The sequence below is a fragment of the Microbacterium sp. KNMS genome (genome assembly GCF_053851835.1).
Map to the genome: position 1 here is coordinate 1 of NZ_JBSQBP010000017.1, position 25755 is coordinate 25755.

Below are 25755 nucleotides of genomic sequence, written 5' to 3' on the forward strand. Positions count from 1 at the left end.
GTGAACCGGGCCGGGTCGTCGAGCTCGAGGTCGCCGTAGACCTCGTCGGTGGAGATGTGGTGGAAGCGGGTGCCGTGACGGCGGGCGGCTTCCAGCAGCGTGTAGGTGCCGACGATGTTGGTGTCCAGGAACGGGCGGGGGTCGTTGAGGGAATTGTCGTTGTGGGACTCCGCGGCGTAGTGCACGACCGCGTCGGCGCGGGCGAACAGGGAGTCGACGAGGTCCGCGTCGGCGATGTCGCCCACGACGAGCTCGACGCGGTCCTCGGGCAGCCCGGCCAGGGAGACGGGGTTGCCGGCGTAGGTGAGCTTGTCCAGCACGATCACCCGGTGGTCGGTGTGCGCGATGACGTGGTGGACGAAGTTCGATCCGATGAAACCGGCCCCGCCGGTGACCACAAGCGTGCCCACGATGCTCACTTACCCCGTTCCAGGACCTCGAGGAGGTACGCCCCGTACCCCGACTTCACCAGCTTCTGCGCCCGCTGACGCAGGTCGTCGTCGGACAGGAACCCCTGCCGCCACCCGATCTCCTCCGGAGACCCGATCTTCAACCCCGTGCGCCGCTCGATCGTGCGCACGTAGTCTCCCGCGTCGGCCATCTGATCGAACGTGCCCGTGTCCAGCCACGCCGTCCCGCGCGGCAGCACCTCCACCCGCAGCTTCCCCTGCCGCAGGTACGCGGCGTTCACGTCCGTGATCTCCAGCTCCCCCCGCGGGGAGGGCCGAAGCCCCCGGGCGATGTCGACGACGTCGTTGTCGTAGAAGTACAGGCCGGGGATGGCGTAGTTCGACTTCGGGTGCGTCGGCTTCTCCTCCAGCGACACCGCCCGCCCCGACCCGTCGAACTCGACCACCCCGTACGCCGACGGCTCCGCGACCCAGTACGCGAACACCGCCGCACCGTCCACATCCGCGAACCGCTTCAGCTGCGTGCCCAGCCCCGGCCCGTACAGCAGGTTGTCGCCCAGCACGAGGGCGACCTTGTCATCGCCGATGAAATCCGCCCCGATCGTGAACGCCTGCGCCAGCCCATCCGGCGACGGCTGCACCGCGAACGAGATCGACACCCCGAACTGCGACCCGTCCCCCAGCAGACGCTCGAACGAGGCCGCATCATGCGGCGTCGTGATCACCAGGATCTCCCGGATCCCCGCCAGCATCAGCGTCGACAACGGGTAATACACCATCGGCTTGTCATACACCGGCACCAACTGCTTCGACGTGCCCAACGTCACCGGATGCAGACGCGTCCCCGACCCACCCGCAAGAATGATGCCCTTCACACAGCCATCGTGACACAGGAGACCCCGTGAGCACTGGCGGACGCCGTCGCCCGCACCGCCCACCGACGCCCGAGTTGTCGCGATTGAAACGTTCCATTACGATGGAAAACGCTTACCCAGGTTCGGGTCGGCGAGTCAGTGCGGACAGGAGAGTGACGGCATGAGCGCAGCGAAGCAGGCCGAAGCCGACAGCGGGATCGTTCGGGAGCCGAAGAAGGCGGCCCTCAGCGCATGGGTGGGCAGCGCCCTCGAGTACTACGACTTCGCGCTCTACTCGCAGGCCGCGGCGCTCGTCTTCCCGGTCGTGTTCTTCCCGACCGGCGACCCGACGGTGGGCATCATCTCGTCCCTCGCGACCTACGCGGTCGGCTACGTCGCGCGCCCTGTCGGCGCCGTGCTGCTGGGCGCCTGGGGCGACCGGCGCGGGCGCAAGAACGTCCTCATCCTCGCGATGCTGCTCATGGGCTTCTCGACCCTGCTCGTCGGCCTCCTCCCGACGTACGCGCAGGTGGGCGTCCTCGCGCCGATCCTCCTCGTCATCCTGCGCCTCGTGCAGGGATTCGCCGTCGCGGGAGAGCTGGGCGGCGCCGGGGCGATGGTCGTCGAGCACTCGCCCGACGCGCGACGGGGCTTCTTCACGAGCTTCACGCTGCAGGGCACCCAGATCGGCTCCATCCTCGCCACGGGTGTGATGCTCCCGCTCGCGGCCGTGCTCAGCGAGGAGGACTTCGCCGCGTGGGGATGGCGCATCCCGTTCCTCCTCAGTGCCGTCGTCATCATCGCGGGATACCTCATCCGCCGCGGCGTGCACGAGACGCCCGTCTTCTCCGCAGAGAGCGCCGTCGAGGTCCGTCGCCGGTTCCCCGTCGTCGAGCTCCTGCGCTCGTACCCGTGGGTCATGATCCGCTGCATCCTCATGACGTTCACGAACGTGATCGGGATGGCCACGCTCGTCTTCGGCGTGTCGTATGCGACGCAGGAGGGGTACGGGATCGGGTTCTCGACGAGCGACTTCCTCTGGGTCACGCTCGTGGCCAATCTCACCGCGGCCCTCACCATCCCGATCTTCGGCGGCCTGTCCGACCGGTTCGGACGCCGTGGCTTCATGGTCGCGGGCGGACTCGGCGGAGGCCTCCTCACGGTCGCGTACCTGTGGGCCGTGGAGCAGCGCAGCCTCGTGCTCGTGTTCGTCTTCGTCGTCATCGTGCAGAGCATCTTCTTCCAGATGTGGAACGCGACCTTCGCGACCTTCTTCCAGGAGCAGTTCCCCGCGCGCATCCGCGTGACCGGCTTCGCCGTGTCGCAGAACATCGGGCTCATGCTGGCGGCGTTCTTCCCGTCGCTGTTCACCGCGATCGCCCCTCCTGGAACGCAGAACGTGCCGCTCACGATCGGCGCCGTGACGTTCGCCATCTGCGCGGTGTCGGCGCTCGCGACGCTCCTCACCCGCGAGACCCGCGGCCGCACGCTCGAGGAGCTCGAGGGCCCGGCGCGCTGATCGCGGGGTCCGCCCGGCCGCTCGCACTACCATCGAGTCTGGCCCGCCGCGCGGCGGGGCGAGCAGCGGAGGACAGATGACGGCGGACGGCACGAATCGGGCACGGCGGCGCGCGCAGCGGGTGGGCTGGCCCCTTCTCACCGTCCTGGCGACCCTCGCTCTCGCGGCCGCACGGCTCCTCGTGACCCCGCGGTTCTACTTCTCCGACGACACCGAGCGCGGCTCGGCGGGGCAGTGGTGGCAGCTCGGCGACCAGCTCCTGCAGGGGCGCCTGCCGATGCTCGACCCATCGGCCTGGCAGGCCGGCAACTACTGGGCCGAAGGCCAGTGGGGCCTCCTCAACCCCATGACGTGGCTCATCGCCGTCACGGCGCGGCTCAGCGAGAGTCCGGTCGCGCACGCGACCGGCGTGAAGCTCGCGTTCCTCGTCGTGCTCGCCCTGGGCGTCTACCTGCTCGCGCGCCAGTTCGGCGCGCACCGTCCGTGGGCGGCGCTCGCGGGCGTGCTCGTGCCGTCGTCCGGCTTCGTCGTCTACATGGACGCCGCGTCCTGGTCGACCGACCTCATCAACGTCGCGCTGTTCCCGTGGGTGTGGTGGGCGCTGCGGCGCACGGTCGAGCACCGCCGCTCGCCGCTGCCGTACCTCGTCGCGAGCTACCTGCTCATCACGGTCGGCTACGTGTTCGGCGTCATGATGCTCGTCGTCGTGCTCGTCGAGTCGCTCGTGCGCCATGCGGTGCGCCGCGACGGCCCCCGGGTGCTGCGGACCCTGCTCGCCTCGGCGTGGGGCGCGCTGCTCACGATCGTCGTGTACCTGCCCGCTGTCCTCACCGCGCCCGTGACGGAGCGCGGGAACGCGCCGTTCGAGAACCTCGGGTTCCTCAACGCCGACCTCACGGACCTCGCGTCGGCGGGGAATCCCTGGGTGAGCGCGACCATCCGCTCCTGGTTCGGCGACATCACGCCCGGTCCGCTCGTCTACATCGCGTGGGTGCTCCTGCTCTTCCCGCTCGCGCTGCCGCTCGCGCGCTCGGCCGTGCGGCGAGCCATCCCGCTCTTCGTGCTCGGCGGCCTCGTGCTCGCGCTCGTGCTGGGGCCGAGCCACATGGGGCCGATCCGCTGGCCGCTGCGTCTCATCCCGTATCTCGCGATCGTGCTCATCGTGCTCTTCGCGGTGGGGATCTCGCGCCGCTTCCCCGCGGGGGCGACGCGCCGCGCCTTCTGGCTCTCGGCGCTCGTCATCGCCGTGACCTCGGTCCTGACCTGGGGAAACGGGCCGTACGCGTGGAAGGCCATCGGAGCCGCCGCGCTCGTCTCCCTCGCGGCGCTCGTCGCGCTGCGATGGGTCGCGCGCTCGCCCCGCGTGCGACGGCGCACGACCGTCGCGGTGGTCGGGGCGATGATCGTGACGGCCGTCTTCGCCGCGGGGCAGATGCGCTTCCTGCCCGAGTCGCCGCTGCCGAGCCGCAGCGCGCCCGACAGCGCGACGGCCCTGCAGGCCGTCCTCCCGGACGCGCACGGCGACGCGATCGTCGTCGGCGACGCGGAGGACGGATGGCAGGACCGCGACAGCTGGTCGGAGCGGCTGCTCGCCAACCTCTGGTACTTCAGCCCGACGGAGGTGAGCAGCCTCTACACCGTCCTGCCGTTCGAGACGTTCGGCGACGACCTCTGCATCGACCTGCGCGGGCAGACCTGCGAGGACGCCCTCGAGACGCTGTGGTCGGTCGACGAGGAGACGGGCCTGCGCGTGGCCGACCTCATGAGCGTGAGCACGATCGTCGCGATGAAGGACACGTACCCCGAGCAGCCGGAGGCGCCCGAGGGATGGACGCTCGCGGCCGACGGCGAGTACACCTGGCTCTTCGAGCGCGATGAGGCGCTGCCGAGCGCGGGCGGCGTCGTGTGGACGGCTCCCGACACGCGCGTCACGGTGACCGCGCAGGACGACACGTCGGTGTCCTTCGAGGTCGACGAGGCCGGCGAGGACGGGCGCGTGGTGCTGAGCCGTCTGCCGTACCCGGGCTACGCCGTCGCGGGCGCGGCGGAGGCCGAGCCGCTGCGGGGCTGGCTTCTCACGGTCGACGCGACGGACGTGGCGCCCGGCGAGACGGTGACCGTGTCGTTCCGCCCGCCCGCGTGGCCGCTGCTCATGGGCGCCTACGGCCTCGCGATGGCGATCGGCCTCGGCTGGCTCATCGGGCGCGGGGTGGCGCGCCTCCGTCAGCGCGCGGGCGGGGGCCCGGCCTCGGCGACCGCGAAGGCGTAGAGCGGGCGGCCCTGCACCTCGACGTAGATGCGGCCGAGGTAGCTGCCGAGCACCCCCAGCATGAGCATCTGCACGCCGCCGAGGAGGAACATCCCGGCCGCGAGGTAGGTCCAGCCCTCGATGACCGACTCCGGGTTCACGAGACGCGCGATGACGAGGTAGATCGTCCACAGGAGCGCGAGGACGGCCATCGCGCCGCCCACGCGGCTGATGAGTTTGAGGGGCGCGGTCGAGAAGCCGAAGATGCCGTCGCCCGCGAGCTTGAGCATCTTTCGGAGGGGATAGCCGGTCTCGCCCGCGTGCCGCGCGTCGCGGTCGAAGAGGACGGCCTCCTGGCGGAACCCGATCGACGCGACGAGCCCTCGGATGAACCGGTTGCGCTCGGGGTGCTTGCGCAGCTCCTCGACGACCCGGCGGTCCATGAGGCGGAAGTCGCCCGTGTCGCGGGGGATGTCCACGCTCGAGAGCTTGCTCAGCAGCCAGTAGAAGCCGTGCGCCGTCGTGCGCTTGAAGAGGCCGTCGTCGCGCGTGCGCCGCTGCGCGTAGGCGACGTCGACGCCGTGCTCCCACCGCTCGATGAGCTCGAGGCTGACCTCGGGAGGGTCCTGCAGGTCGCTGTCCATGACGATCACGGCGTCGGCGTCGGCGACGTCGAGGCCCGCCGTCACGGCGATCTGGTGGCCGTAGTTGCGCGCGAGCGCGTACACGGAGACGCGGGGGTCCTGCGCGCGCAGTCCGCGCAGCAGCTCGAGCGACCGGTCGCGGCTGCCGTCGTCGACGAAGACGAACTCGACGTCGTAGCGGTCGCCGAGCGGCGCCGTGGCCGAGACGAGACGCTCGTACAGGAGGGGGATGTTCCCCTCCTCGTTGTAGATCGGCAGCACGTAGGCGATGCGCCGGCGCACGGTCATCCCATCCTCCTCTTGAGGACACGGTACGAGATGCGCCGGGCCTGGGCCATGAGACCGGCGCGGATGTCGCCCATGCGCCGATCCGCCTCGGTCACGATCTCGGGGTGCTCGGCGCGCAGCCATGCGTGGAAGGCGCGCGCCTCCGCGGTCTGCTCGTCGACGAGCGCGACCGACCACTGCGTGTCGCTCATCCGGAACGTCGCGCCCACCTCGGTGTCGGGCGTGAACCCGCCGCCGACGAGCACGCGGGCGTAGCTCGCGAGGTCGATCAGATAGGAGAAGCGGCCGTGCCATCCGCCGGCCGCCGCGAACGCCTCCCGGCGCATCATGACGGAGGCGGGCTCGCCGAGAAGGTTGCGGCCTGCGCGCACGGTGCGGCGGAGCGCCTCGCCGCCCGACATGGGCCGGCCGAGCCCCGTGAGGCCCCATCCGGCCATGAGGACCTTGCCCTCGGCATCGATGATGTCGCGCTTGCAGGCGGTGAGGACGGCGCCCGACCGCTCGAGCAGCCGCGCCTGGCGTGCGAGCACGCCGGGCCGCAGGACGTCGTCGCCGCACACGAGCTTGAGGTAGGCGCCGGTCGCGGCGTCCGTCACGCGGTTCCAGTTGCGCGCGGCGCCGCCGCCGGCCTCCGTGCGCAGCAGGGTCACGCGCGGGTCGGCGGCGAAGCCCTGCATGACGTCCCACGTGTCGTCCGACGACGCGTGGTCGGCGACGACGAGCTCGAGCCCGTCGACCTGCTGGTCGAGCACGGATCGCATCGTCTCGCCGAGCGTGCGGCCGTTGTTGTACGCGGGGATGACCACGCTGATGCGCGGAGCGGTCACGCGTCCTCCTTCTTGCGGTGGAACGAGAAGCGGCTGTGCCCGAACCAGCTGGCGAACGCGATCACGACCGTGAACAGGAGCTGCGCGACGATCTCATGCCAGCCGAGCCAGAGCTTGAGCGGCGGCACGACGACGAAGTTGAGGATGAACGTCCCGAGGTACACGAGCTGGAACCGGGCGAAGTCGAGCCACACGTGGCCGCGCACCCGGAAGACGAGCTTCCGGTAGAAGACGAACGCGCTGAGCGTGCTCATGATCTGCGCGCACAGGATGACCGCGAAGACCGTCCAGGCGGCGCCCGGCCATCCGGCCTCGAACAGACGGGAGAAGAGCACGAACCACGCGAAGCCGATCGCGGTGTTGACGGCCCCGACGAACAGGAAGGCGACGCGACGGTCGCGGAAGAGGCGCAGCAGCGGGCCATCCGGCCCGCTCATCCCGGCGATGGCCTCGGTCTCGGCGGGGGATTCTTCGTTGCTCATGTGCGGCATCAGGATACGCGAGGGGCATGCACATAGACTCGGGGAGGCCGCGACAGCGTGCCAGGGCCCTTCCCCTTGAGAGAAAGAGCACCACGGATGGATCTCCTCGTCGTCGGCTCCGGTTTCTTCGGACTCACCATCGCGGAGCGCGCGGCAGCAGCCGGGCGCAAGGTCACGGTCATCGACCGCCGCCACCACATCGGCGGGAACGCGTACAGCGAGAACGAGGCCACGACGGGCATCGAGGTGCACCGCTACGGGGCGCACCTCTTCCACACCTCGAACGAGAAGGTGTGGGAGTACGTCAACCGCTTCACGACGTTCACGAACTACGTGCACCGCGTGTACACGAACCACAACGGCGTCGTGTACCCGCTGCCGGTGAACCTCGGCACCATCAACCAGTTCTTCCAGGCCGCGTACTCGCCCGACGAGGCGCGCGCCCTCGTGAAGGAGCAGGCGGGCGAGTTCGACGTCAAGACGGCCCGCAACTTCGAGGAGAAGGGCATCGCCCTCGTCGGCCGCCCGCTGTTCGAGGCGTTCTTCCGCGACTACACCGCGAAGCAGTGGCAGACCGACCCGCAGAAGCTGTCGGGCGACATCATCAGCCGCCTCCCCGTGCGCTACAACTACGACAACCGCTACTTCAACGACACGCACGAGGGCCTGCCGACCGACGGCTACACCGCGTGGCTCGAGCGGATGGCCGACCACCCGAACATCGAGGTCAAGCTGAACGTCGACTTCTTCGACGAGTCGCAGCCGCTCAACAAGAAGGCGCTCGTCGGCCAGGTGCCGATCGTCTACACGGGCCCGGTCGACCGCTACTTCGACGACGTCGAGGGCGCGCTGAGCTGGCGCACGCTCGACTTCGAGGAGGAGGTCCTCGACATCGGAGACTTCCAGGGGACGAGCGTCATGAACTACCCGGATGCCGACGTGCCCTTCACGCGCATCCACGAGTTCAAGCACTTCCACCCCGAGCGCGCCGACGTGTACCCGACCGACAAGACGGTCATCATGCGCGAGTACTCGCGCTTCGCCGAGCGCGCCGACGAGCCGTACTACCCGGTCAACACCGATGAGGACCGCGCGCGTCTGCTCGCCTACCGCGAGCTCGCGAAGGGCGAGAAGGACGTGTTCTTCGGCGGCCGTCTCGGCACGTACCAGTACCTCGACATGCACATGGCCATCGGGTCGGCGCTGTCGATGTGGCAGAACCAGCTGAACGGCTGACCCGCGCCCGCCTGACGGCAGGAGTCCGATGAGCTGGGTCGTCGTCGCGCCGGCCCTCGTGTCGGCGCTCCTCGCCGTGCTCGCACCCGGGCTCATCGCGACCGCGCCCCTGCGCATGGGCGCGGTCGCGCGCGTCGCGGTGGCGCCGCTCGCGAGCGTGTGCTGCACGGGCGTCGCGGCGGCGGTGTTCGGCGCGCTCGGGGCGCCGTTCCATGTCGTGCAGGTGCTCGCCGTCGCGCTCGTCGGGCTCGCGGCATCCCTCCTCGTCCGGCGCGCGCATCCCGACCTCGTCGTGACGGGCGCGGCCATCCCGCCGCGCGCGCTCGCCGCGGTGTGGGCCCTCGCCGCCGCGATCGTCGGCGTCGTCGCGTTCGCGGGAGTGCCGGACCCGTCTCGGATCTCGCAGACCTACGACAACGTCTTCCACCTCTCGGCCGTGTCGGCCATCCTGGACGGGTTCTCCGCCTCGCCCCTCACGCTGCGCTCGCTCATCGAGACGGGCGCGACGGGGATCGCGTACTACCCGTCGGCGTGGCACGCGCTCGTCGTGATGACGGTGCAGGGGAGCGGCGTGCCGGTTCCCGTCGCGTTCAACGCCGCATGGCTCGCCGTGCAGGCGCTCGTCTGGCTGCCCGGGGTCGCCTGGCTCGCCCAGGTCGCGCTCCCAGGGCGCTCCACGGGAACCGTCGCCCTCGTCGCGCTCCCGCTCGGCGCCGCCTTCGGCGCGTTCCCCTACGCGCTGCTCTCGTGGGGCACGATCTACCCCACGGGCCTCGCGCACGCGCTGCTCCCCGCGGCGGTCGCGCTGTCGGTCCTCGCCGTCCGGGGTGTCGCGCTCGCGCGACCCGGGAACCGCGGACGCGCCGTCGTGCTCGCGGCGCTGTCGGGCTGCCTGTCCGTCGGGGCGCTCGCCGTGGCTCATCCGCGGGTCCTCCCGACGTGGGCGCTCATCGGCATCCCGTTCGTCGCGTGGGTTCTCGGCGGCGCGTTCGCGCGCGCCCGTCGATGCGGCGGGCGCGAGCGCCGCCGCGCAGTCATCGTGCTCGTCGCGGGCGTCGTCGGCGGCGTCGCGCTGTCGGCGGCGGCGCTCGCGATCGCCATCCTGCGGTTCGGGCTCCTCGACGAGCCGATCGAGAGCCGTCTCTCCGGCCCGCAGGCGCAGGCGGTGCAGGGCATCTGGGAGGGCGTCGTGCAGGTTCTCACGCTGCAGGCGATGACGGGGGAGGGCGGCGCGGTGACGACGGTGGCGCCCTTCCTCGCGTTCCTCGTCATCGTCGGCGCCGGGGTCGCGCTCCGCACGCGGCGCACGCGGTGGCTCGTCGTCGCCTTCGTGCTCGTCGCTGCCCTGTTCGTTCTCGCCGCCGGTTCGGACGGCGTCATCGCGAAGCTCGCGACGGGGGTCTGGTACAAGGACCGCTTCCGCCTCGCGGCCGCGCTGCCCGTCGTCGCCGTCCCTCTCGCGACGCTCGGCGCGCTCGCGCTCGCGCGACGTGCCCTCCCGGCCGAGCGCGCCATCCGGACGGGCGGATCCCGTCGAGCCCTCCCGCGCCTCGCCGCGCCGCTCGCGCTGGCCGTCGCCGTGGTGTCGGCTGCGGGGCTCGCCCTCACCGGAACGACATCGGCGATCGCGGCCGTGTTCGCGATGCCCGACGAGCGTGCGCAGTGGGAGGTCGTGTCGCAGAAGCAGATCGACTTCATGGACCATGAGGTGGCCGAGGAGGTGCCCGCGAGCGAGCGCGTGCTCGGCGACCCGTGGGACGGCTCGGCGCTGACCCAGCTGTACGCCGGACGCGAGCCGGTCTTCCCGCACGTCAACGGCCAGTGGGATCCGCTGCGTCAGACGCTCGCATGGGGCCTCATGGACATCGACAGCGACCCGGCGGTGTGCCGCGCGCTCGATGCCCTCCGCGTGCGGCACGTGCTCTACAACCCGCACGAGTTCGGGGGAGGAGACCCCGCGGGCAACCACTTCCCCGGACCGCACGCCGCGGTGGAGGCGGGACTCTTCACGGAGGTCGCGACGGACGGCGAGTCGACGCTCTACCGCATCGACCGCTGCGGCCCACTCCCGGCAGAGTAGCTGCGAGGCAGGTCAGCCGCGTCCCCCGAGACCGGCATGCTCGCACGCTCCTGCATGTCTCACTCGCGGCGCGTTTTCGCCCCGGATTCCCTCGTCGAGTGAGACATGTGGGGGTCGGCGTGTCTCGTTCGCGGCGGGATTGGGCGGTGGATTCCGGCGGGGAGTGAGACACGCGACCCCCTGGCGCGCGATCGTGACCCGCTACGGGCGCGGGGCGGGGGAGGGCTCCTCGTGCGGGAACACGAACCGGTCGTACGTGAGGAAGCGGAACGCGGTCGCGAGGGTCTGCCCGATCAGGGTTCCCGAGATGTTGTCGGCGACGACGTCGTCGAGACCCAGCACGTAGCGCGAGAACGCGAGGCAGCCGAGCTGGAGGCCGATCGCGATGAGGTTGCACAGCACGAAGATCGCGTAGCGCGAGAAGCGGTGCGGCAGATGCCGGTCGGAGAAGGTCCAGTACCGGTTCCCGACGTACGTCACGAGGGACGCCACGACGATCGAGATGATCTTGGCGGCCAGCGGCTGTCCGTGCATCGGGCCGTCGCCGGTCACCCAGAACACGAGCAGGTTGTAGACGCCCGCATCGACGAGGAACGCGAGACCGCCGATGACGAGGAAGGCCCCCGCCTGCTTGGCCTTCCGGGTCGCCGCGTTCGCGTGCATCGTGCTCCTCGTGAGGGCGGCGTGTGCCGAGGGGTTTCGGCAGAGCCGCGTGTTAGCCTGAACCGGCTCCGACGGCGGCCGTCTCGGCGCCATGCGGTCCATCGAAGATCCTACGTCGCCGAAAGTGCTCTCCATGACGTCGTCCCCTGTCATCGCCGCGATCGTCCCCTGCTACAACGAGGAGCTCGCGGTCGGGAAGGTCGTCCGCGATCTCCGCGCCGCCGTCCCGGGCATGACGGTCTACGTCTACGACAACAACAGCTCCGACCGGACGGCCGAGGTCGCGCGCGAGGCCGGCGCGATCGTGCGCCGCGAGGAGCGCAAGGGCAAGGGCAACGTCGTGCGCCGCGCCTTCGCCGACGTCGACGCCGACATCTACGTCATGATCGACGGCGACGACACGTACGACGCCGCCGCGCTGCCCGAGATGATCCGCACGCTGCAGGAGGGGCCGTACGACCACGTCCTCGGCGTGCGCGACCAGAAGACCGAGACCGCATACCGTCCCGGGCACGAGCTCGGCAACCGCGGCTTCAACTGGCTCGTCGGCGGCATCTTCGGCTCCGAGGTCAGCGACATGCTCTCGGGATACCGGGTCATGTCGCGGCGCTTCGTGAAGAGCTTCCCCGCGGCGTCGCGCGAGTTCGAGATCGAGACCGAGCTGACGGTGCACGTCATGAGCATCCGTGTCCCGCAGACCGAGGTGCACGTCGGCTTCCGCGACCGGCCGGCCGGCAGCGAGAGCAAGCTCCGCACGTACCACGACGGATTCCGCATCCTCTCGCTCATCGTCCAGCTCATCCGCTACGAGCGGCCGCTCCTCTTCTACGGCCTTCTGGGTGCGGTCGCGATGCTCGTCGGCGTCATCCTGGGCATCCCGCTCGTCGTGGAGTTCGCGCAGACCGGACTCGTGCCGCGCTTCCCGACCGCGGTCCTCGCGGTCGGCTTCGGCCTCGCCGGCGCCCTCGCCTGGACCGTGGGCTTCGTGCTCGACGGCGTGCTCAGGGCACGACGCGAGCAGAGCCGCCTCATCTACCTGCAGTACAGCGCGCCCGCCGCGGCCGACACGTCGGGATCCGAGCCCCCGCTGCTCAGGGGCACCGCGTCGTGAGCTCGGGCGTCGTCGGTGCGCCGGGCACGCCGCGGCGCTACCTCCACTCGCTGTGGCTGCTCTCGGCGCGCGACCTCAAGGTGCGCTATGCGACGAGCTGGCTCGGCTACCTGTGGTCGATCCTCGATCCGCTCGTGATGAGCCTCATCTACTGGTTCGTCTTCACGCAGGTCTTCCATCGGGGCGGCCGGGTCGGCGAGGAGCCGTACATCGTGTTCCTCATGACCGCGCTGCTGCCGTGGGTCTGGTTCAACGCGGCCGTCACCGACTTCACGCGCGCCTTCAACAAGGACGCCAAGCTCGTTCGCTCGACCTCCATCCCCCGCTCGATCTGGATCAACCGCATCGTGCTGAGCAAGGGCGTCGAATTCCTGTGCTCGCTCCCCGTCCTCGTGCTGTTCGCGGTCGCCGCGGGCGCGACGGTCGGATGGCAGCTGCTGCTCTTCCCCGTCGGGGTGCTCCTGCAGGCGGTGCTGCTCGTGGGGCTCGGGCTCCTCGTCGCGCCGCTGTGCGTCCTCTTCTCCGACCTCGAGCGCACCACCCGCCTGATCCTCCGCGTGCTCTTCTACGCGTCGCCGATCATCTACGGGATCGGCGACCTGCCCGGCGTCGTGAGCGACCTCGGCGCGCTCAATCCGCTCGCGGGCATCTTCACGCTGTACCGCGTGGGCTTCTTCCCCGGCCAGTGGGACACCTTCGCGGTCGCCGCGGGAGCGATCATGAGCCTGCTGTTCCTCGGCGTCGGCATCCTCACCTTCCGCCGCCTCGAGCGTCCGCTGCTGAAGGAGCTGTGATGGAGCGTGACGACGCCTACGCGATCGAGGTCGACGGCCTCGGCGTGCGGTTCCGGCGGAACCGCCGCGGGCGGCGCAGCATCAAGTCGATGTTCGCGAGCGCCTCGCGGCGCGCGCCCAAGGACGAGTTCTGGGCCCTGCGGGACGTCTCCTTCCGCGTGCGCGCCGGCGAGTCCATCGGCGTCGTCGGCCGCAACGGCCAGGGCAAGTCCACGCTCCTCAAGCTCGTCGCGGGGGTCCTGCTGCCCGACGAGGGATCGGTCGTCGTGCGCGGCGGGGTCGCCCCGCTCATCGAGATCACGGGAGGCTTCGTCGGCGACCTCACCGTGCGCGAGAACGTCCGCCTCACGGCGGGACTCCACGGCATGAGCCGTGCCCACATCGCGGCCCGCTACGACGACATCATCGGCTTCGCCGAGCTCGAGGACTTCCAGGACACCCCCTACAAGCACCTCTCGAACGGCATGAAGGTGCGTCTCGCGTTCTCCGTCGTGTCGCAGCTCGACGAGCCCATCCTGCTCGTGGACGAGGTGCTCGCGGTCGGCGACAAGGCCTTCCGCGCCAAGTGCTACGCCCGCATCGACGAGCTTCTCGCGTCAGGGCGCACCCTGTTCTTCGTGAGCCACAGCGAACGCGACCTGCGGCGCTTCTGCACGCGCGGACTCTACATCCGCGATCACGCGCTCGTCATGGACGCGCCGATCGACGACGTCGTCGCCGCGTACAACGCCGACAGCCCGGTCTGACCGGGCACCGCCGGTAGGGTGAACGGAATGGAACCGCTCTCCGCCCGCGTCGTCTCCGACGCCGTCGTCTCCCCGGTCGTCGTGCGCGAGGACCGTCCGGGCGAGCTGCTCATGGGGGTGTTCGACGCGTCCGGGCGCTACGTCGACGGCACCGTGACGGACCGGCGCTCCGGCTTGCGCGGATCGCCGATCCCGCTCGAGCTCCTGGTCGACATCGAGGACGCCGACGTGCCGGAGGCGATCTACGCCGGCGACCTCCACATGCACTTCGGCCACTTCCTGCTCGAGAGCCTCGCGCGCCTGTCGGCGGCATCCGCCGCCCCCGACGTGCCGATCGTGTGGACGGCGGCGCAGACCTGGGGCGACCGGGAGTCCTTCCGCCCCTGGCAGCGCGAGATCCTGGACATCCTGGGCGTCCGCAACCCGATCCGCTTCATCACCCGCCCGACGCGGTTCCGCACGCTCCATGTGCCCGACATCGGCTACCGCTACGACGACTGGATCCACCCTGATCACGCGCGTTTCCTCGCGCAGCACCACGGGCCATCCGCCGAGCCGGGCCGCCGCCTGTGGCTCTCGCGCGGCGCGATCGACTCGGGCATCCGCGACCTCGGGTCCGACGCGGCCGAGCGGCATCTGCGGGCGGCGGGATGGACGGTCGTGAATCCCGAGCGGATGTCGGTGCGCGAGCAGCTCGACCAGATCTCGCGCGCCGAGGTGATCGGGGGAGAGGAGGGATCCGCGTTCCACGCGATCCTCCTGCTCGCGGATGTCGGCGCGCGGCGCTTCGAGGTCGTGCGTCGCCGCGGGCCCGAGCACAGGAACTTCCGCACGATCGGCGAGGCGCGCGATGTCGATCAGCGCTTCCACTCGCTCGCGGGCGAGCGGATCCTCCACGCCGAGGGGCGCGACGTCACGAAGCTGTCGCGCAGCGCCGTGGCCCTGCTCGACGCGCTCGAGGTGCCGCGGGCGCTCCCGCTCGCGCCGCGGGCGGGCGACCGGGCGGCCGCCGCGATCGCGCGCGAGCGCAAGGTGCAGCGCCTGCTCGAGGTCGGCGCGCGCACGGCGTTCGCGGCCGCGACGTCGGGCGCGCGCACGGTGCTCGTCGTCAGCACGCGCCTCGAGGAGGACCCCCGCGCCTATCGGGCGCTCGAGGGCCGTGTCGACGAGCTCCCGCTCGCACGCTACCGGGAGCTGTTCGTCGAGACGCCGGGGACCTACGACCTCATCCGCATCGCGGGGGAGACGGCGGAGGACGTGCTCCGCGACGTCGACGCGTCCGCCGAGTTCGCGACCGCCGACACCGTGTGGGTGCTCGACGACGACGCCGCGGGGCGGGAGGCCGCCGCCGCGCTGCGCGAGCGCGAGGGCACGGTCGTGCGCCACGAGCGCGCCGGCGGCGAGACCGCGTGGACGGTCGCGCGCGACTGAGGCGTCAGCCGAGCGCGGCCGCGAGCCGCTCGGAGAGATAGGGCCCGAGGGTCGCCGCGTAGGTCGCCGTCAGGTGGTGCCCGTCGCGATAGACGACGACTCCGCCGATGACGACAGGGCACATGCCGTCGGCGCAGTAGAACTCGGTCAGATCGATGACCGTGGCATTCGGGTCGCGCTCCGCCGCCGCAGTCTGCCCGTCGTCGTGCAGCACGGCGTCGGCGGGCTGCGCGCACCTCTCGTTCGCCGTCTCCGGATCCGCCTCGATGCACTGGATGGTCTCGGCCGGCATGCGGGGATTGTCGCGGATCGCGATCACGGGCACGGTCGGATCCGGGCGCGCGCCCCACGCCGACACCATGCCGTCGACCGTGGTCGCATCCGCGTCCCGTCCATCGGACGAGCGCGTCACGACGAACGCATCGATCCCGTCGGTGCTCCTCGCCACGTAGTCCGCGATCTCGCCGCGCCACGCGGTGCAGGCGTCGGTCGACACGGGCGTCGAGCGCTCGACGAGGGCGTCCGTCCAGTAGCAGCCGCCGTGCCCCGCGATGTCGATGCGCCAGTTGCGCTCCTCGGCGATGCGCGCGTAGGCGCCCACGAACACGTTGCTGTGGGAGTCGCCGATCACCATGAGGTGCCGGTCCCAGTCGGCGTCGGGTCCGAGGGAGCAGACGCGCAGCACGGTCTCATCCGGGCCGGACCAGCACGCGTCGCGGTTGGCGTCGTCGCTCGCCGCGTCCATCGGAGCGGGCACGAGCGGGTAGGCGTCGAGCTCGGGATTCTCGCACGGTGCGAGCTCGGGGTCCATCGCCTGCGCGCCGAAGCAGTCGGGCAGGGTCTCGACGAGCGACTCGGTGGCCGCGAGCACGCGCTCCTCCTCCGCGCGGAGGGTCGCCGACGCCGCCACGGGGAACACGAGCACGCAGGCCATGCCGGCTGCGGCCCACGCCGCGACCGTGCGGGGCCGGCGACGCGCGAGCAGGTTCGGCGAGAGGCGGACCGGGTTCTCGATGAAGCGCGTCGACGCCCACGCGAGGGTGAACGCCGCGGCCGCGATCGCGACCTTCTCGACGGTCGTCAGCGGATGCCCCGTGGCGTAGGGGAGCAGCACGATGAGCGGCCAGTGCCAGAGGTACACGGCGTACGACACGGCGCCCGTGAACGCGACGGGGCGCGCGGCCCCGACCGGCGCGAGGAACGAGCCGCCGCCCGCCCACACGACGAGGGCCGTGCCCACGACGGGCAGCAGCGCCGCCGCGCCCGGGAACGGCGTGGCGCCCGACAGCGCGACCGTGCTCACGGCGATCAGCGCGACGCCGGCGACGGCGAGCGCGTTCGACATCGCGCGCCAGGCGATGAGCGGCAGGAAGGCCGCGAGGGCGCCGACGCCGAACTCCCATGCGCGGGTGAGCGTGGAGAAGTAGGCCTCGCTCGCCGACCAGGCGGTGAGCCACAGGCTGTATGCGAACGAGGCGGCGGTCGCCGTGGCGAGCACGCCGACGGCGACCTTCCGCCACGCGACGCGGCGCAGGAGCGCCATGGCGGCGATGAGCAGGAGCGGCAGGGCGACGTAGAACTGCTCCTCGACCGACAGGGTCCAGAAGTGCTGCACGGGGGAGGGCTGGTTGTCGGCCGCGAGGTAGTCGACACTGTCGAACAGCAGGCGCCAGTTCTGCACGTACAGCGCCGCCGCGCCGACCTCGCCGAGGAACTGATCCCACAGCGAGCGCGGCACCCACAGCAGGACGCCCACCGCGGTCGCCGCGAGCGTGAGGAGCGACGCGGGGAGAAGGCGCACCGCGCGTCGCGCCCAGAACCGCGCCACCGCGATCCGCCCCGTCTTCTCGCGCTCGCGGACGAGGTGGGAGGTGATGAGGTAGCCGCTGATGACGAAGAAGACGTCGACCCCGACGAAGCCGCCCGTCAGCCGATTCGGCCACAGGTGGTAGAGGAGGACGCTCAGCACCGCGATCGCGCGGAGCGCCTGGATGTCCGGGCGGAAGCCGGACTGATGCGATGCGTCTGTGCGGGACGTCATCCGCTCGATCAGCCTCGGCGCAGACGCCGGATGGCCGCGGCGGGCGCGCCGCCGAGCCGGGCGTTGACGCCGCGCACGACGGGAGCGAGCCGCCCGCCCGATGCGGCGTTGAGCCGCTGGGCGATCTGACGCGCGAGCGACGGCGGCGGCGCGATGCGCGCGCGCAGCGCGGCGACCTCGGCCTCGAGCTCGGCGACCCGCGGGTCGACGCGCGTCACGCGCTCCGAGAGGTCGGCCTCGCGGAGGTCGATGAGCTGCGCCGTGTCGTTCGAGCCCCACTGGAAGCCCCAGACCCGGTCGACGAGGTCCTCGATCGCGTCGCCCTCGCGCAGGTACCGCTTGGCGCGGGCCACGGCGGCCGAGTCCCAGATCGTCACGGAGTCGTCCTTCGTGTGACCGGGCGTGAAGTAGCGCACCGCGCCCAGTCGGTTGCCGTCGATCTGGCGGTACATCTGCATCAGGCTGTCGCTCGTGACGCCCACCGTGATCGGCAGGTCGACGCGGTACGGGGCCGGGAACACCGTCTCGGGCACCTCCTCCGCGAAGATCACGCGGTTGTCGGTGCGCAGCCACTCGCGCACGAGGTAGAGCTCGTTCAGCGGGTCGGCGAGCATCTTCCGTCGGCCCTCGTGGAGCTGCGACCACGGGCCCACGAGCACGACGTGCACGTCGGTGAGGGTGCTGTTGAGGATGCGGTCGACGCAGTTGCGGGCGAGGTACGCGGTCTCGGGGGTCACCTCGACGACGACCTTGACGAGCGGCACCTCCCAGATGCGGTTGTCGGCCTTGCGGCGGTAGCGCGGGATCGGCATGCGCTGGGCGAAGTGCACGTCGTTGTGCCAGGCCACCTTGACCGCGTGATCCTGCACCGTGCCGCGGCCGAGGTGCCACGTGAGCGCCTCCTCGACGGGGATGAAGACGGCGCCGGCCTGCCAGAGCTGGTAGGCGATCTCGGTGTCCTCGCCCAGGTGGAGGCGGGTGTCCTGCCCGAACGTGCGGTCGTAGACCTCGCGCGTGACCGAGGCGCACGCGCCCATGTGCGTCGAGTAGTTGCGGCCGTGCGACGTGTTGAGGTCGTCCGTGTCGCGGAAGATCTGGATGGACCAGTGCTCGTGGAGCGTCGAGCGGTCGTAGTCGTCGCCGATCGTGCCGTCGAGGACCTTCTCGTACACCGTCTCGGGGGTGTAGTCCCACTCCTCGATGAAGCCCTTGTTGCCGATCGTGGCCGCCTCGGGGATGAAGTGCGCCCACTTCGCGTGCTGGCGCACGTTGTCGCGGAACAGGATCATGTCGGAGTCGACCCAGTAGATGATGTCGCCCGACGTGGCCTTGATGCCGATGTCGGTCGCGTTGGAGCGGCCCCAGCCCTCCTCGACGCGGATGAGGCGGATGTTCTTCGGCACGACCTCGCCGAGCTCGACGGGCGGCTCGCTGCCGTCGTCCACGACGACGACCTCGAGCAGGTCCTCGGGGTAGTCCTGCGCGGCGAGCGACGCGAGCGTGAGCGGCAGAGTCTTGCTGTTGTACGACGCGATGACGACGGAGACAGACTTGGTCGGCTCCCAGCCGTCGGGGAGCGTGCCGTCGAAGACGTCGCGCCACTGGTTCTGGTAGACGATCGGGGCGGGCTCGGGGGATGCGGCGGGCCTGGTCACCGCGTCATTCTACGGTGCGCTTTCTCCGAGACCGGTGGACGCGGCCCGCCGGACGCGCTCTCACGGGGACGAAAGGCGCGCACGATAGACTCCTCGCGCCGCGCTCGCGGCCATCCGTCCGCCGACTCGGGGAGCCGATCGATCTATGCCCGTCCGCCGCTGGTTCCGTCGCCCCGATGAGCAGGACGCCCCGGACCGCGACGGCGAGCACGTCGTGACCGATCCGCGCCAGGCGCCGGCGCTCGCGTCGACGGCGGACGAGTCGCTGCCCGTGCGCCTGCGGGTGCCGGACGTCGACGCGCTCCGTCACCTCGTGATGGCCGCCGACGGCGCGATGACGCAGGACCTGCGCGTCCACATCGAGCGCTGGGAGGCGCCCTCGCCGCGCTGGCGCGGCCGGATGGCGCCGCTGCGCGACACGCGCACGGTCACGCTCTCGCACGACCCCGCGCGCCGCACGGCGTCGGCGCACGTCTCGCTGCACGCGCCGCTTCCCGTCGCGCGCGTGCTCGACGCCCTCATCCCCGCCTTCGTCCCGGACGCGCCCGTCGTCGGGGCGGGCTTCCCGCTTCTCGCGGTCGATCCGAGCGCGGGCGCCGAGGCTCTGCCGCTCCTGCCGAGCCGGCGCATCCCGCAGCTCGAGCCGATCGCCCCCGCCCTCGAGGGACGGCACCTGCGCAAGGCCGATGTGCTGCTGACCGCGCGCACCGATCTCGCGCGCGAGGAGGAGGACGCCGTCCACCAGCTCACGGTGGGGGAGGCCCTCCTCGGGCACCCGCGCGTCGAGCGCCCGGTCATCGACCTCAACGTGCACAACCCGATCGGGCGCATCCTCGGGTTCAAGCCGTCGCCGCCGGCGCGACGGCTCGTCATCGACCGTCCGCGCGGGGTCGTCCGGCTCCTCGGCGCGACCGACCCCGACCTCCGCCCCATCGAGTTCGCCATCGCGGAGCCGCTCAGCGCGCGCGACGTCGCCGCCGTCCGCAATGTCGAGGCGGTCGACCTCTCGCCGCTCGCAGGGCTCGCCGGCCCCGTCCCCGAGGGACTCACGACCCGCTTCGCCGAGCTCGCGGCGGCCGGCGTCATCCTGCACTCCCTGCCGGACAGCGTCGCCATCGCGCCCGAGCAGCTCTCGCCGCGGATCGCTGAGGCCATCCGGCGCCCGTATCGGCCCGCGATGGGGCTCGAGCGCGAGCGCCGCTCGGTCGCGCTGCGGCGCGCCGCGATGCACGACCACGCCGGCTTCCTGCGCCTCGCATCGGCCGTCGAGCATCGCACGGGCTCGCGCTACCTCCCTTCGGTGAGCGTCGTGCTCTCGACGATGCGCGGCGAGCTGATCCCCGGCGTGCTCGAGATGATGGCGCGGCAGACGTACCCGCACATGGAGGTCGTGGTCGTCGCGCACGGGATCCCCGCTCCCGACCTGTCGGGGGTCGAGCTCGGCGGGCTCGATGTGACCGTGGTCGAGGTCCCGAGCACCGTCCTGTTCGGCGCGGCCCTCGCCGAGGGCGTCCGGCGCTCGAGCGGCGACCTCGTCACCAAGCTCGACGACGACGACTGGTACAGCGAGCACCACGTCTTCGACCTCGTCCTCGCGCACCTCTACTCCCGTGCCGACATCGTCGGGAAGACGACGGAGTACCTCTTCTTCGAGGAGGTCGCGCAGACCGTGCACCGGACGTTCGCGACCGAGCGCTACCACGACCAGGTCGCCGGCGGCGCGATGCTCCTGTCGCGGGCGGCCTTCGACGCGCTCGGCGGATGGCGCCCCACGCCGAACTCCACGGACCGCTCGGTGCTCATCCGCGTCGAGACGCAGGGCGGCATCGGGTACCGCACGCATTCGCTCGGCTACATGTACATCCGCCACTCGTCCAAGCACACGTGGGAGCGCACCGACTCGCAGCTCCTGAACGGCTCGTTCGAGCAGTGGCGCGGCTGGCGCGCCCCCGAGGTCTGAGCCGTGCGCGTGCTCATCGCCGTGGCGGGCGCGTTCGCCACGACGCTCGCCCTGTGCGCGGGCACGACGCCCGCGACCCTCGGCGAGGTGCTCGAGGGGAACAGCCTCGTCGCGATCGCGGCGTTCGCGGCGATCGCCTACGGCGGATGGCTCGCACTCGGCCGTCTGCCGCGCGAGGTCTGGCGCTGGGCGGTGCCGGTGGGCCTCGCCTACGCGGTCGCGGAGCTGGCCGGCATCTCCCTCCTGCGTGAGGAGGCCGACCTCTGGCTGCTGCGCCCGTCGGGCTGGAGCGCCGTGCACGGCCTCGGCACCGCGTACGCCGCCGTCCTCGGCGCAGCGGTCCTGCTGCATCTCGCCGACCGCGCGACACCCGACGCCGCTGCCGTGCCCGCTCCCCGCCGCGGGCGGCTCAGCCGACTCGTCGAGGCGCTGCGGGCACCGGGGCCGACGCCATGGCGCCCCCTCGAACTCGTCTTCGGGCTCATCGTGCTCTGCCGGCTGCCGTACCTGCTCGTGTGGTGGCCGGGACTCATCTTCTTCGACACCTACCGGAGCCTCTCCTACGCGCGCGGGCTCGGCCCCTGGGAGTCCTATGAGCCGATCGGGCACTCCCTCCTCATCGCGGCGTGGAACGGCGTGTGGCAGCTCCTCGGCCTGAGCGATTCCGCGGCGCTCGCGTTCGCGGCCGTCCTGCAGATGCTGTCGACCAGCGCGGTGTTCGCCGTGCTGCTCTGGCGCATCGCGGCATGGGGCGTCGGGCCGCGCATGTGGTGGGCGCTCTGGGCGTGGATCGCGCTGCTGCCCGTGCTCAGCCTGTCGTCGATCACGGTCGTGAAGGACATCCCCTTCATGTCGGCCTTCGTGCTCTTCCTCATCGGGATCGTCGAGGTCTCGCGCGCGGTCCGACGCGGGGATCGCGCGCGGTGGCCGTGGATCCTCCTGCTCACGGCGGGCATCGCGACCATGGTCCTCCGGAACAACGGCGTCCACGTCGTCCTGCTCGGCGTCGCGCTGCTCATCATCCCGTTCCGCCGCCAGTGGAAGCGCGTCGGCGCCGTGCTCGCGGCATGCGTCGTCGCGTACGGACTGTACGCGGGGCCGCTCTCCGCGGCGCTCGGGGTGCAGCCGGGCCCGAAGACCGAGGCGTGGTCGGTTCCGCTGCAGCAGATCGCGCGGATCGCGCACGACCACCACGCGACGATGAGCGAGGAGGACCGGGCGTTCGTGGACGACGTCTTCACGTGGTGGAGCGTCGACGACGTCGGCGACCACTACATCCCCGGCTTCGCGGACCCGATCAAGCTCGACGCGCGGGCGGCGTGGGAGGAGCGCACGACGGGGGAGTTCGTGAGCGGATGGCTGCGGCTCGTCGCCGAGTACCCCGGGTCCGCGATCACCGCGACGCTCGCGAACACGGTCGGCTACTGGGCGCCGGGCGCGCCCTCGTACGACGGCGTCGTGCGCACATCCTGGAACGATGTGCGCGGCATACATCTCGACATCCCGTACCAGCTGAGCGGTGAGGACGCCGCGGTCGAGCCGCTCACAGGCATCCAGGCATCGATCGAGCGTCACGGTCTCCTCGACGAGGGGTATCTCGCGATCCCCGTGATCGGGATGACGCTGTCTCCGGGCTTCGTCACGTGGATCTGGATCCTCGCGCTCGTCGTGCTCTGGCGCAAGCGCGCCGGGCTCGAGGCGGCCTTCGCCCTGCCGGCCGCCGCGCTCATGGCGACCTTCCTCGCCGGCCCGGTCTCGGGCGGCATGCGCTACGCGCTCGGGTTCTTCGCGACGGCGCCGCTCGCGGTCGCCGTCGCCCTCGTCGCCCGTCGGCGGAACAGGAGCGACGCGTCCTCCCCGTCGGCCGAGACGCAGCGGGCGCAGGCGTGAACCGACCTTCCGCGCTGCGGGCCCTGTGGGACCCGCATGCCGCGGCCACGGCGCTCGTCCTCGCGGCGTTCGTCGTCGTGGGGGCGTCGTTCGACGCGAACGACAGCGCGGTGTGGTTCGCCGGCTCCGTCGGCGCCGCGGTCGGCAGCGGCCTCGTCGTCCTCGGACTCGGCGCCGCGCTCTTCGTCCCGCTGACCCTGCTGTTCCGCTGGCTCGACGGGCGTCGCGCGGTGCCCGAGCCGGCGTCCTTCCGCGAGACCGCGCGCCGGCGCCTGCTGCCGACAGCCGGCGCCATCCTCGCCGGCTGGCTGCCATGGCTGCTCGTGCACGCGCCGGGCAACGTCGACAGCGACACCATCACGCAGCGGCTCCAGTGGATGGGGCTGCTCGAGCAGACCGACCACCATCCGTGGTTCGACACGATGGTCTTCGGATGGTTCTGGGATCTCGGATCCGCGCTCGGCGACGATCGGATCGGCCTGTTCGGCTTCCTCCTCCTGCAGGAGGCCGCCACGGCGGCCGGTGCGGCCCTCGTGCTCACCTACCTCGGATGGCTCGGGATGGCGCGCCCCATCCGCTGGACGCTGACAGCGGCGGTCGCCGTCCTGCCGGTCTTCATGGCCGCGCCGTCGGTCATGAGCAAGGACGCGTTCGCCGCCGTGTTCTGGCTCCCCTTCCTCGTGCTCTTCGTCGAGGCCGTGCGCACGCGCGGGCGCGTGCTGCTCAGCGCGCGCGTGGGTGTCGTCGCGCTCGCGATCGTCATCCCGCTCATCCTCGCCAAGCGCACCAACGTCTACCTCGTCGTCGTGTGCGCCGTCGTCCTGCTGGTGATCTGCGCGCGGCGGGCCCGCCTGCGCGTCGCAGCGGGGACCGCGGGAGCGCTCCTCGTGACGAACGTCGTGTGGCCGCTCCTCGTCCTCCCCGCGATCGGCATCGCGCCCGGCACAGCGACCGACATGCTCACGATCCCCGTCCAGCAGACCGCGCGCATCGTCGCCGAGCACGGCGACGAGATCCCCGCAGACGAGCGGGCGGTCATCGACGCCGTGCTGCGCTACGACGGCCTCGGCGAGGCGTATGTGCCGCGGCGCTCGGATGCGGTGAAGGGCCGCTGGAACCTCGAGGCCGGCTCCGAGGAGCGTCTCGCCTACGCGCGGGTGTGGCTCGCGCAGGTGATCCGCTATCCGGGCACCGCGCTGTCGGCGACGGCCGCGAACACCTTCGAGTACTTCGCCCCGGTCACGCCGATGATCTTCCAGAGCGGGATCGTGCTCGACCGCTATCTCGACTTCTGGGAGGCCAGGGCTCTGCCGACCACGACGCGCGCCGAGATCGAGGCCGCGATCGAGGACCTCCACGAGCCGGCCGCGCTCGACGACGCGCGCCTCGCGGTCAACCGCGCGACCGAGTCGCTCGCGGAAGGCAACCTCCTCTCCTCGAAGGCGTTCTACGCGTCGTGGGTGCCGCTCATCGCGCTCGCGTACGCCATCCGCCGGCGCAGCCCGCTGCACGTCCTCGCGGTGTCGCCTCTCCTCGTCAACTTCGCCTTCCTCGTGGCGAGCCCGGTCGCGCTGCCGCGGTACATCCTGCCGCTCGTGTACGGGAGCGTGCTCGCGATCGGCATGATGCTCACCCCCGTCCGCTGGCAGAATCGGGAGGACGACCTCGCGCCGGCCGCCCCGGCGCCCCTGACCGAGAGCGACGCGACCCCCGGATGACGATCGACCACTTCGCCGGCGCGACGATCATCGTCCCCACCTACAACGAGGCTCCCAATGTCGAGCCGCTCGTGCGGCGCATCGTCGCCGCCATGGACGGTGTCGCGTGCGAGGTCCTGTTCGTCGACGACTCGAGCGACGGAACGGCCGACGAGGTGCGCCGCGTCGCCGGCCTCGTCGACATCCCGGTGCGCGTCATCCACCGCGACGAGCCGGTCGGCGGGCTCAGCGGCGCCGTGATCCTGGGCCTCGAGCAGGCGGCCCACGACGCGTGCGTCGTGATCGACGGCGACCTCCAGCACCCGCCCGAGCGGATCCCCGCGCTCGTCGCGCGCTTCCGCGCGGGAGACGTCGACGCGGTCGTCGCGTCGCGCTACGTGCGCGACGGCTCGGCGGCGGGTCTCGCCGATCTCACCCGCAACCTCGTCTCGCGCGTCACGACCGCGCTCACGAAGGCGATGTTCCCGCTGCGACTGCGCGACTGCTCCGACCCCATGACCGGGTTCTTCCTCGTCGATCGCACGCGCATCGACCTCGCGCTCCTGCGCCCGCGCGGCTTCAAGATCCTCCTCGAGATCCTCGCGCGGCAGCAGCTGCGCGTCGCCGAGATCCCCTTCGACTTCGCCGAGCGCGCGGCGGGCGCATCGAAGGCGTCGATCCGTCAGGGGGCGCGCTTCCTCGTGCAGCTCGCCGCGCTGCGCTTCGGCAAGATGTCGGCGTTCGCGATCATCGGCGGGCTCGGCGCGGTCGCGAACCTCGCGATCATGTGGACGCTCACGCAGCTCGGGATGCCGTACATCTGGGCGGCGATCATCGCCGCGGAGGCGACGATCATCGGGAACTTCCTCCTGCAGGAGCGGTTCGTCTTCCGGGAGATGCTCGACGAGGCCTCGAGCGGGCGCACGCGGTTCGCGAAGTCGTTCGCGTTCAACAACACCGAGGCGCTCGTGCGGATCCCCGTGCTCGCGCTGCTCGTCGAGACGTGGCACATCTCGAGCGTCGTCGCGGCGGCGATCACGCTCGCGGTCGCGTTCGTCGCACGCTACGCGTTCCACGCTCTCGTCGTGTACGCGCCCCGGCGCGGCCGCTCCGCGCGGACGCAGCGCGTGCTCGAGGAGATCGACGAGCAGGTCACCGCGCCCGGAGAGCTGTAGCGGT

At 71.4% G+C, this 25755-nt stretch carries 20 protein-coding genes; 12 read left to right on the forward strand and 8 right to left on the reverse strand.

Annotated features, from left to right (window positions below; all coding sequences use genetic code 11):
• Together ACWXWW_RS11555 and rfbA are read right to left on the reverse strand one after the other, a co-directional pair.
• On the reverse strand, positions 1-410 hold a 410-nt coding region (locus ACWXWW_RS11555), incomplete at its 3' end, for an NAD-dependent epimerase/dehydratase family protein (protein WP_455970054.1).
• 5 nt (positions 411-415) lie between these two features.
• The gene (rfbA, locus tag ACWXWW_RS11560) at positions 416-1285 is read right to left on the reverse strand and encodes a glucose-1-phosphate thymidylyltransferase RfbA (RefSeq protein WP_455970002.1); all 870 of its coding nucleotides are present in this window, start codon (positions 1283-1285) and stop codon (positions 416-418) included.
• Between the two features lie 160 nt (positions 1286-1445).
• On the opposite strand from rfbA, the gene ACWXWW_RS11565 reads away from it, so the two are divergent.
• Together ACWXWW_RS11565 and ACWXWW_RS11570 are read left to right on the forward strand one after the other, a co-directional pair.
• Positions 1446-2783: an MFS transporter gene (locus ACWXWW_RS11565; RefSeq protein WP_282978689.1), complete on the forward strand. Its 1338-nt coding sequence runs from the start codon at positions 1446-1448 to the stop codon at positions 2781-2783.
• Between the two features lie 76 nt (positions 2784-2859).
• The gene (locus ACWXWW_RS11570) at positions 2860-5052 is read left to right on the forward strand and encodes a hypothetical protein (RefSeq protein WP_455970003.1); all 2193 of its coding nucleotides are present in this window, start codon (positions 2860-2862) and stop codon (positions 5050-5052) included.
• Here the strand turns inward: ACWXWW_RS11570 and ACWXWW_RS11575 are convergent.
• The 3 genes from ACWXWW_RS11575 to ACWXWW_RS11585 are packed head-to-tail and all read right to left on the reverse strand — an operon-like array spanning position 5007 to position 7272.
• A complete protein-coding gene (locus ACWXWW_RS11575; RefSeq protein ID WP_271172849.1) occupies positions 5007-5963 on the reverse strand; it encodes a glycosyltransferase family 2 protein in 957 nt (318 codons plus the stop codon). The genes ACWXWW_RS11570 and ACWXWW_RS11575 overlap by 46 nt on opposite strands.
• Positions 5960-6790, reverse strand: coding sequence for a glycosyltransferase family 2 protein (locus ACWXWW_RS11580; RefSeq protein WP_271172848.1), 831 nt, complete (start codon positions 6788-6790; stop codon positions 5960-5962). Before ACWXWW_RS11580 ends, ACWXWW_RS11575 begins: the two co-directional genes overlap by 4 nt.
• The gene (locus ACWXWW_RS11585; protein ID WP_271172847.1) at positions 6787-7272 is read right to left on the reverse strand and encodes a GtrA family protein; all 486 of its coding nucleotides are present in this window, start codon (positions 7270-7272) and stop codon (positions 6787-6789) included. The genes ACWXWW_RS11580 and ACWXWW_RS11585 overlap by 4 nt, the downstream gene beginning before the upstream one ends.
• A 96-nt stretch (positions 7273-7368) precedes the next feature.
• Between ACWXWW_RS11585 and glf the strand changes: the two genes are divergently transcribed.
• Together glf and ACWXWW_RS11595 are read left to right on the forward strand one after the other, a co-directional pair.
• Positions 7369-8508, forward strand: a complete 1140-nt coding sequence (gene glf, locus ACWXWW_RS11590; protein ID WP_324014260.1) for a UDP-galactopyranose mutase — start codon at positions 7369-7371, stop codon at positions 8506-8508.
• Between the two features lie 28 nt (positions 8509-8536).
• On the forward strand, positions 8537-10588 hold the full coding sequence (locus ACWXWW_RS11595) for a DUF6541 family protein (RefSeq protein ID WP_455970005.1): 2052 nt from the start codon (positions 8537-8539) through the stop codon (positions 10586-10588).
• Between the two features lie 201 nt (positions 10589-10789).
• Here the strand turns inward: ACWXWW_RS11595 and ACWXWW_RS11600 are convergent, their stop codons facing one another.
• Positions 10790-11251, reverse strand: coding sequence for a GtrA family protein (locus ACWXWW_RS11600; RefSeq protein ID WP_421074329.1), 462 nt, complete (start codon positions 11249-11251; stop codon positions 10790-10792).
• Positions 11252-11384: 133 nt separating this feature from the next.
• On the opposite strand from ACWXWW_RS11600, the gene ACWXWW_RS11605 reads away from it, so the two are divergent.
• From ACWXWW_RS11605 to ACWXWW_RS11620, 4 genes are read left to right on the forward strand one after another with little or no spacing between them, the layout of a single operon-like run.
• A complete protein-coding gene (locus ACWXWW_RS11605; protein WP_455970007.1) occupies positions 11385-12362 on the forward strand; it encodes a glycosyltransferase in 978 nt (325 codons plus the stop codon).
• Positions 12359-13156: an ABC transporter permease gene (locus ACWXWW_RS11610; RefSeq protein ID WP_455970008.1), complete on the forward strand. Its 798-nt coding sequence runs from the start codon at positions 12359-12361 to the stop codon at positions 13154-13156. The genes ACWXWW_RS11605 and ACWXWW_RS11610 overlap by 4 nt, the downstream gene beginning before the upstream one ends.
• Positions 13156-13902, forward strand: a complete 747-nt coding sequence (locus tag ACWXWW_RS11615) for an ABC transporter ATP-binding protein (RefSeq protein ID WP_455970010.1) — start codon at positions 13156-13158, stop codon at positions 13900-13902. Before ACWXWW_RS11610 ends, ACWXWW_RS11615 begins: the two co-directional genes overlap by 1 nt.
• A 27-nt stretch (positions 13903-13929) precedes the next feature.
• Positions 13930-15333 carry a glycosyltransferase 61 family protein gene (locus ACWXWW_RS11620; protein WP_455970011.1) on the forward strand — a complete coding sequence of 468 codons (1404 nt, stop codon included), beginning with the start codon at positions 13930-13932 and terminating at the stop codon, positions 15331-15333.
• Between the two features lie 4 nt (positions 15334-15337).
• On the opposite strand, the gene ACWXWW_RS11625 is transcribed toward ACWXWW_RS11620, so the two are convergent.
• Positions 15338-17374 carry an acyltransferase family protein gene (locus tag ACWXWW_RS11625; protein WP_455970012.1) on the reverse strand — a complete coding sequence of 679 codons (2037 nt, stop codon included), beginning with the start codon at positions 17372-17374 and terminating at the stop codon, positions 15338-15340.
• An 8-nt stretch (positions 17375-17382) separates the two neighbouring features.
• Positions 17383-19029: a glycosyltransferase gene (locus ACWXWW_RS11630; RefSeq protein ID WP_271172838.1), complete on the reverse strand. Its 1647-nt coding sequence runs from the start codon at positions 19027-19029 to the stop codon at positions 17383-17385.
• A 145-nt stretch (positions 19030-19174) separates the two neighbouring features.
• Here ACWXWW_RS11630 and ACWXWW_RS11635 point away from each other — a divergent pair, with 145 nt between their 5' ends.
• The 4 genes from ACWXWW_RS11635 to ACWXWW_RS11650 are packed head-to-tail and all read left to right on the forward strand — an operon-like array spanning position 19175 to position 25751.
• Positions 19175-20989: a glycosyltransferase gene (locus tag ACWXWW_RS11635; RefSeq protein WP_455970013.1), complete on the forward strand. Its 1815-nt coding sequence runs from the start codon at positions 19175-19177 to the stop codon at positions 20987-20989.
• Positions 20990-20992: 3 nt separating this feature from the next.
• On the forward strand, positions 20993-22879 hold the full coding sequence (locus ACWXWW_RS11640) for a DUF6020 family protein (RefSeq protein WP_455970014.1): 1887 nt from the start codon (positions 20993-20995) through the stop codon (positions 22877-22879).
• Positions 22876-24597: a DUF6020 family protein gene (locus ACWXWW_RS11645; RefSeq protein WP_455970015.1), complete on the forward strand. Its 1722-nt coding sequence runs from the start codon at positions 22876-22878 to the stop codon at positions 24595-24597. The genes ACWXWW_RS11640 and ACWXWW_RS11645 overlap by 4 nt, the downstream gene beginning before the upstream one ends.
• Positions 24594-25751, forward strand: a complete 1158-nt coding sequence (locus ACWXWW_RS11650) for a glycosyltransferase (RefSeq protein ID WP_455970016.1) — start codon at positions 24594-24596, stop codon at positions 25749-25751. The genes ACWXWW_RS11645 and ACWXWW_RS11650 overlap by 4 nt, the downstream gene beginning before the upstream one ends.
• The last annotated feature ends 4 nt before the right edge of the window (positions 25752-25755 follow it).

Excerpts from the sequence above, each read along its gene's own strand:
- ACWXWW_RS11585 (WP_271172847.1), bottom strand. The coding sequence starts at position 7,272 with ATGAGCAACGAAGAATCCCCCGCCGAGACCGAGGCCATCGCCGGGATG.
- ACWXWW_RS11650 (WP_455970016.1), top strand. The coding sequence starts at position 24,594 with ATGACGATCGACCACTTCGCCGGCGCGACGATCATCGTCCCCACCTAC.
- ACWXWW_RS11565 (WP_282978689.1), top strand. The coding sequence starts at position 1,446 with ATGAGCGCAGCGAAGCAGGCCGAAGCCGACAGCGGGATCGTTCGGGAG.
- ACWXWW_RS11600 (WP_421074329.1), bottom strand. The coding sequence starts at position 11,251 with ATGCACGCGAACGCGGCGACCCGGAAGGCCAAGCAGGCGGGGGCCTTC.
- ACWXWW_RS11575 (WP_271172849.1), bottom strand. The coding sequence starts at position 5,963 with ATGACCGTGCGCCGGCGCATCGCCTACGTGCTGCCGATCTACAACGAG.
- ACWXWW_RS11595 (WP_455970005.1), top strand. The coding sequence starts at position 8,537 with ATGAGCTGGGTCGTCGTCGCGCCGGCCCTCGTGTCGGCGCTCCTCGCC.
- ACWXWW_RS11635 (WP_455970013.1), top strand. The coding sequence starts at position 19,175 with ATGCCCGTCCGCCGCTGGTTCCGTCGCCCCGATGAGCAGGACGCCCCG.
- ACWXWW_RS11620 (WP_455970011.1), top strand. The coding sequence starts at position 13,930 with ATGGAACCGCTCTCCGCCCGCGTCGTCTCCGACGCCGTCGTCTCCCCG.
- ACWXWW_RS11605 (WP_455970007.1), top strand. The coding sequence starts at position 11,385 with ATGACGTCGTCCCCTGTCATCGCCGCGATCGTCCCCTGCTACAACGAG.
- ACWXWW_RS11615 (WP_455970010.1), top strand. The coding sequence starts at position 13,156 with ATGGAGCGTGACGACGCCTACGCGATCGAGGTCGACGGCCTCGGCGTG.
- ACWXWW_RS11570 (WP_455970003.1), top strand. The coding sequence starts at position 2,860 with ATGACGGCGGACGGCACGAATCGGGCACGGCGGCGCGCGCAGCGGGTG.
- ACWXWW_RS11625 (WP_455970012.1), bottom strand. The coding sequence starts at position 17,374 with ATGACGTCCCGCACAGACGCATCGCATCAGTCCGGCTTCCGCCCGGAC.
- glf (WP_324014260.1), top strand. The coding sequence starts at position 7,369 with ATGGATCTCCTCGTCGTCGGCTCCGGTTTCTTCGGACTCACCATCGCG.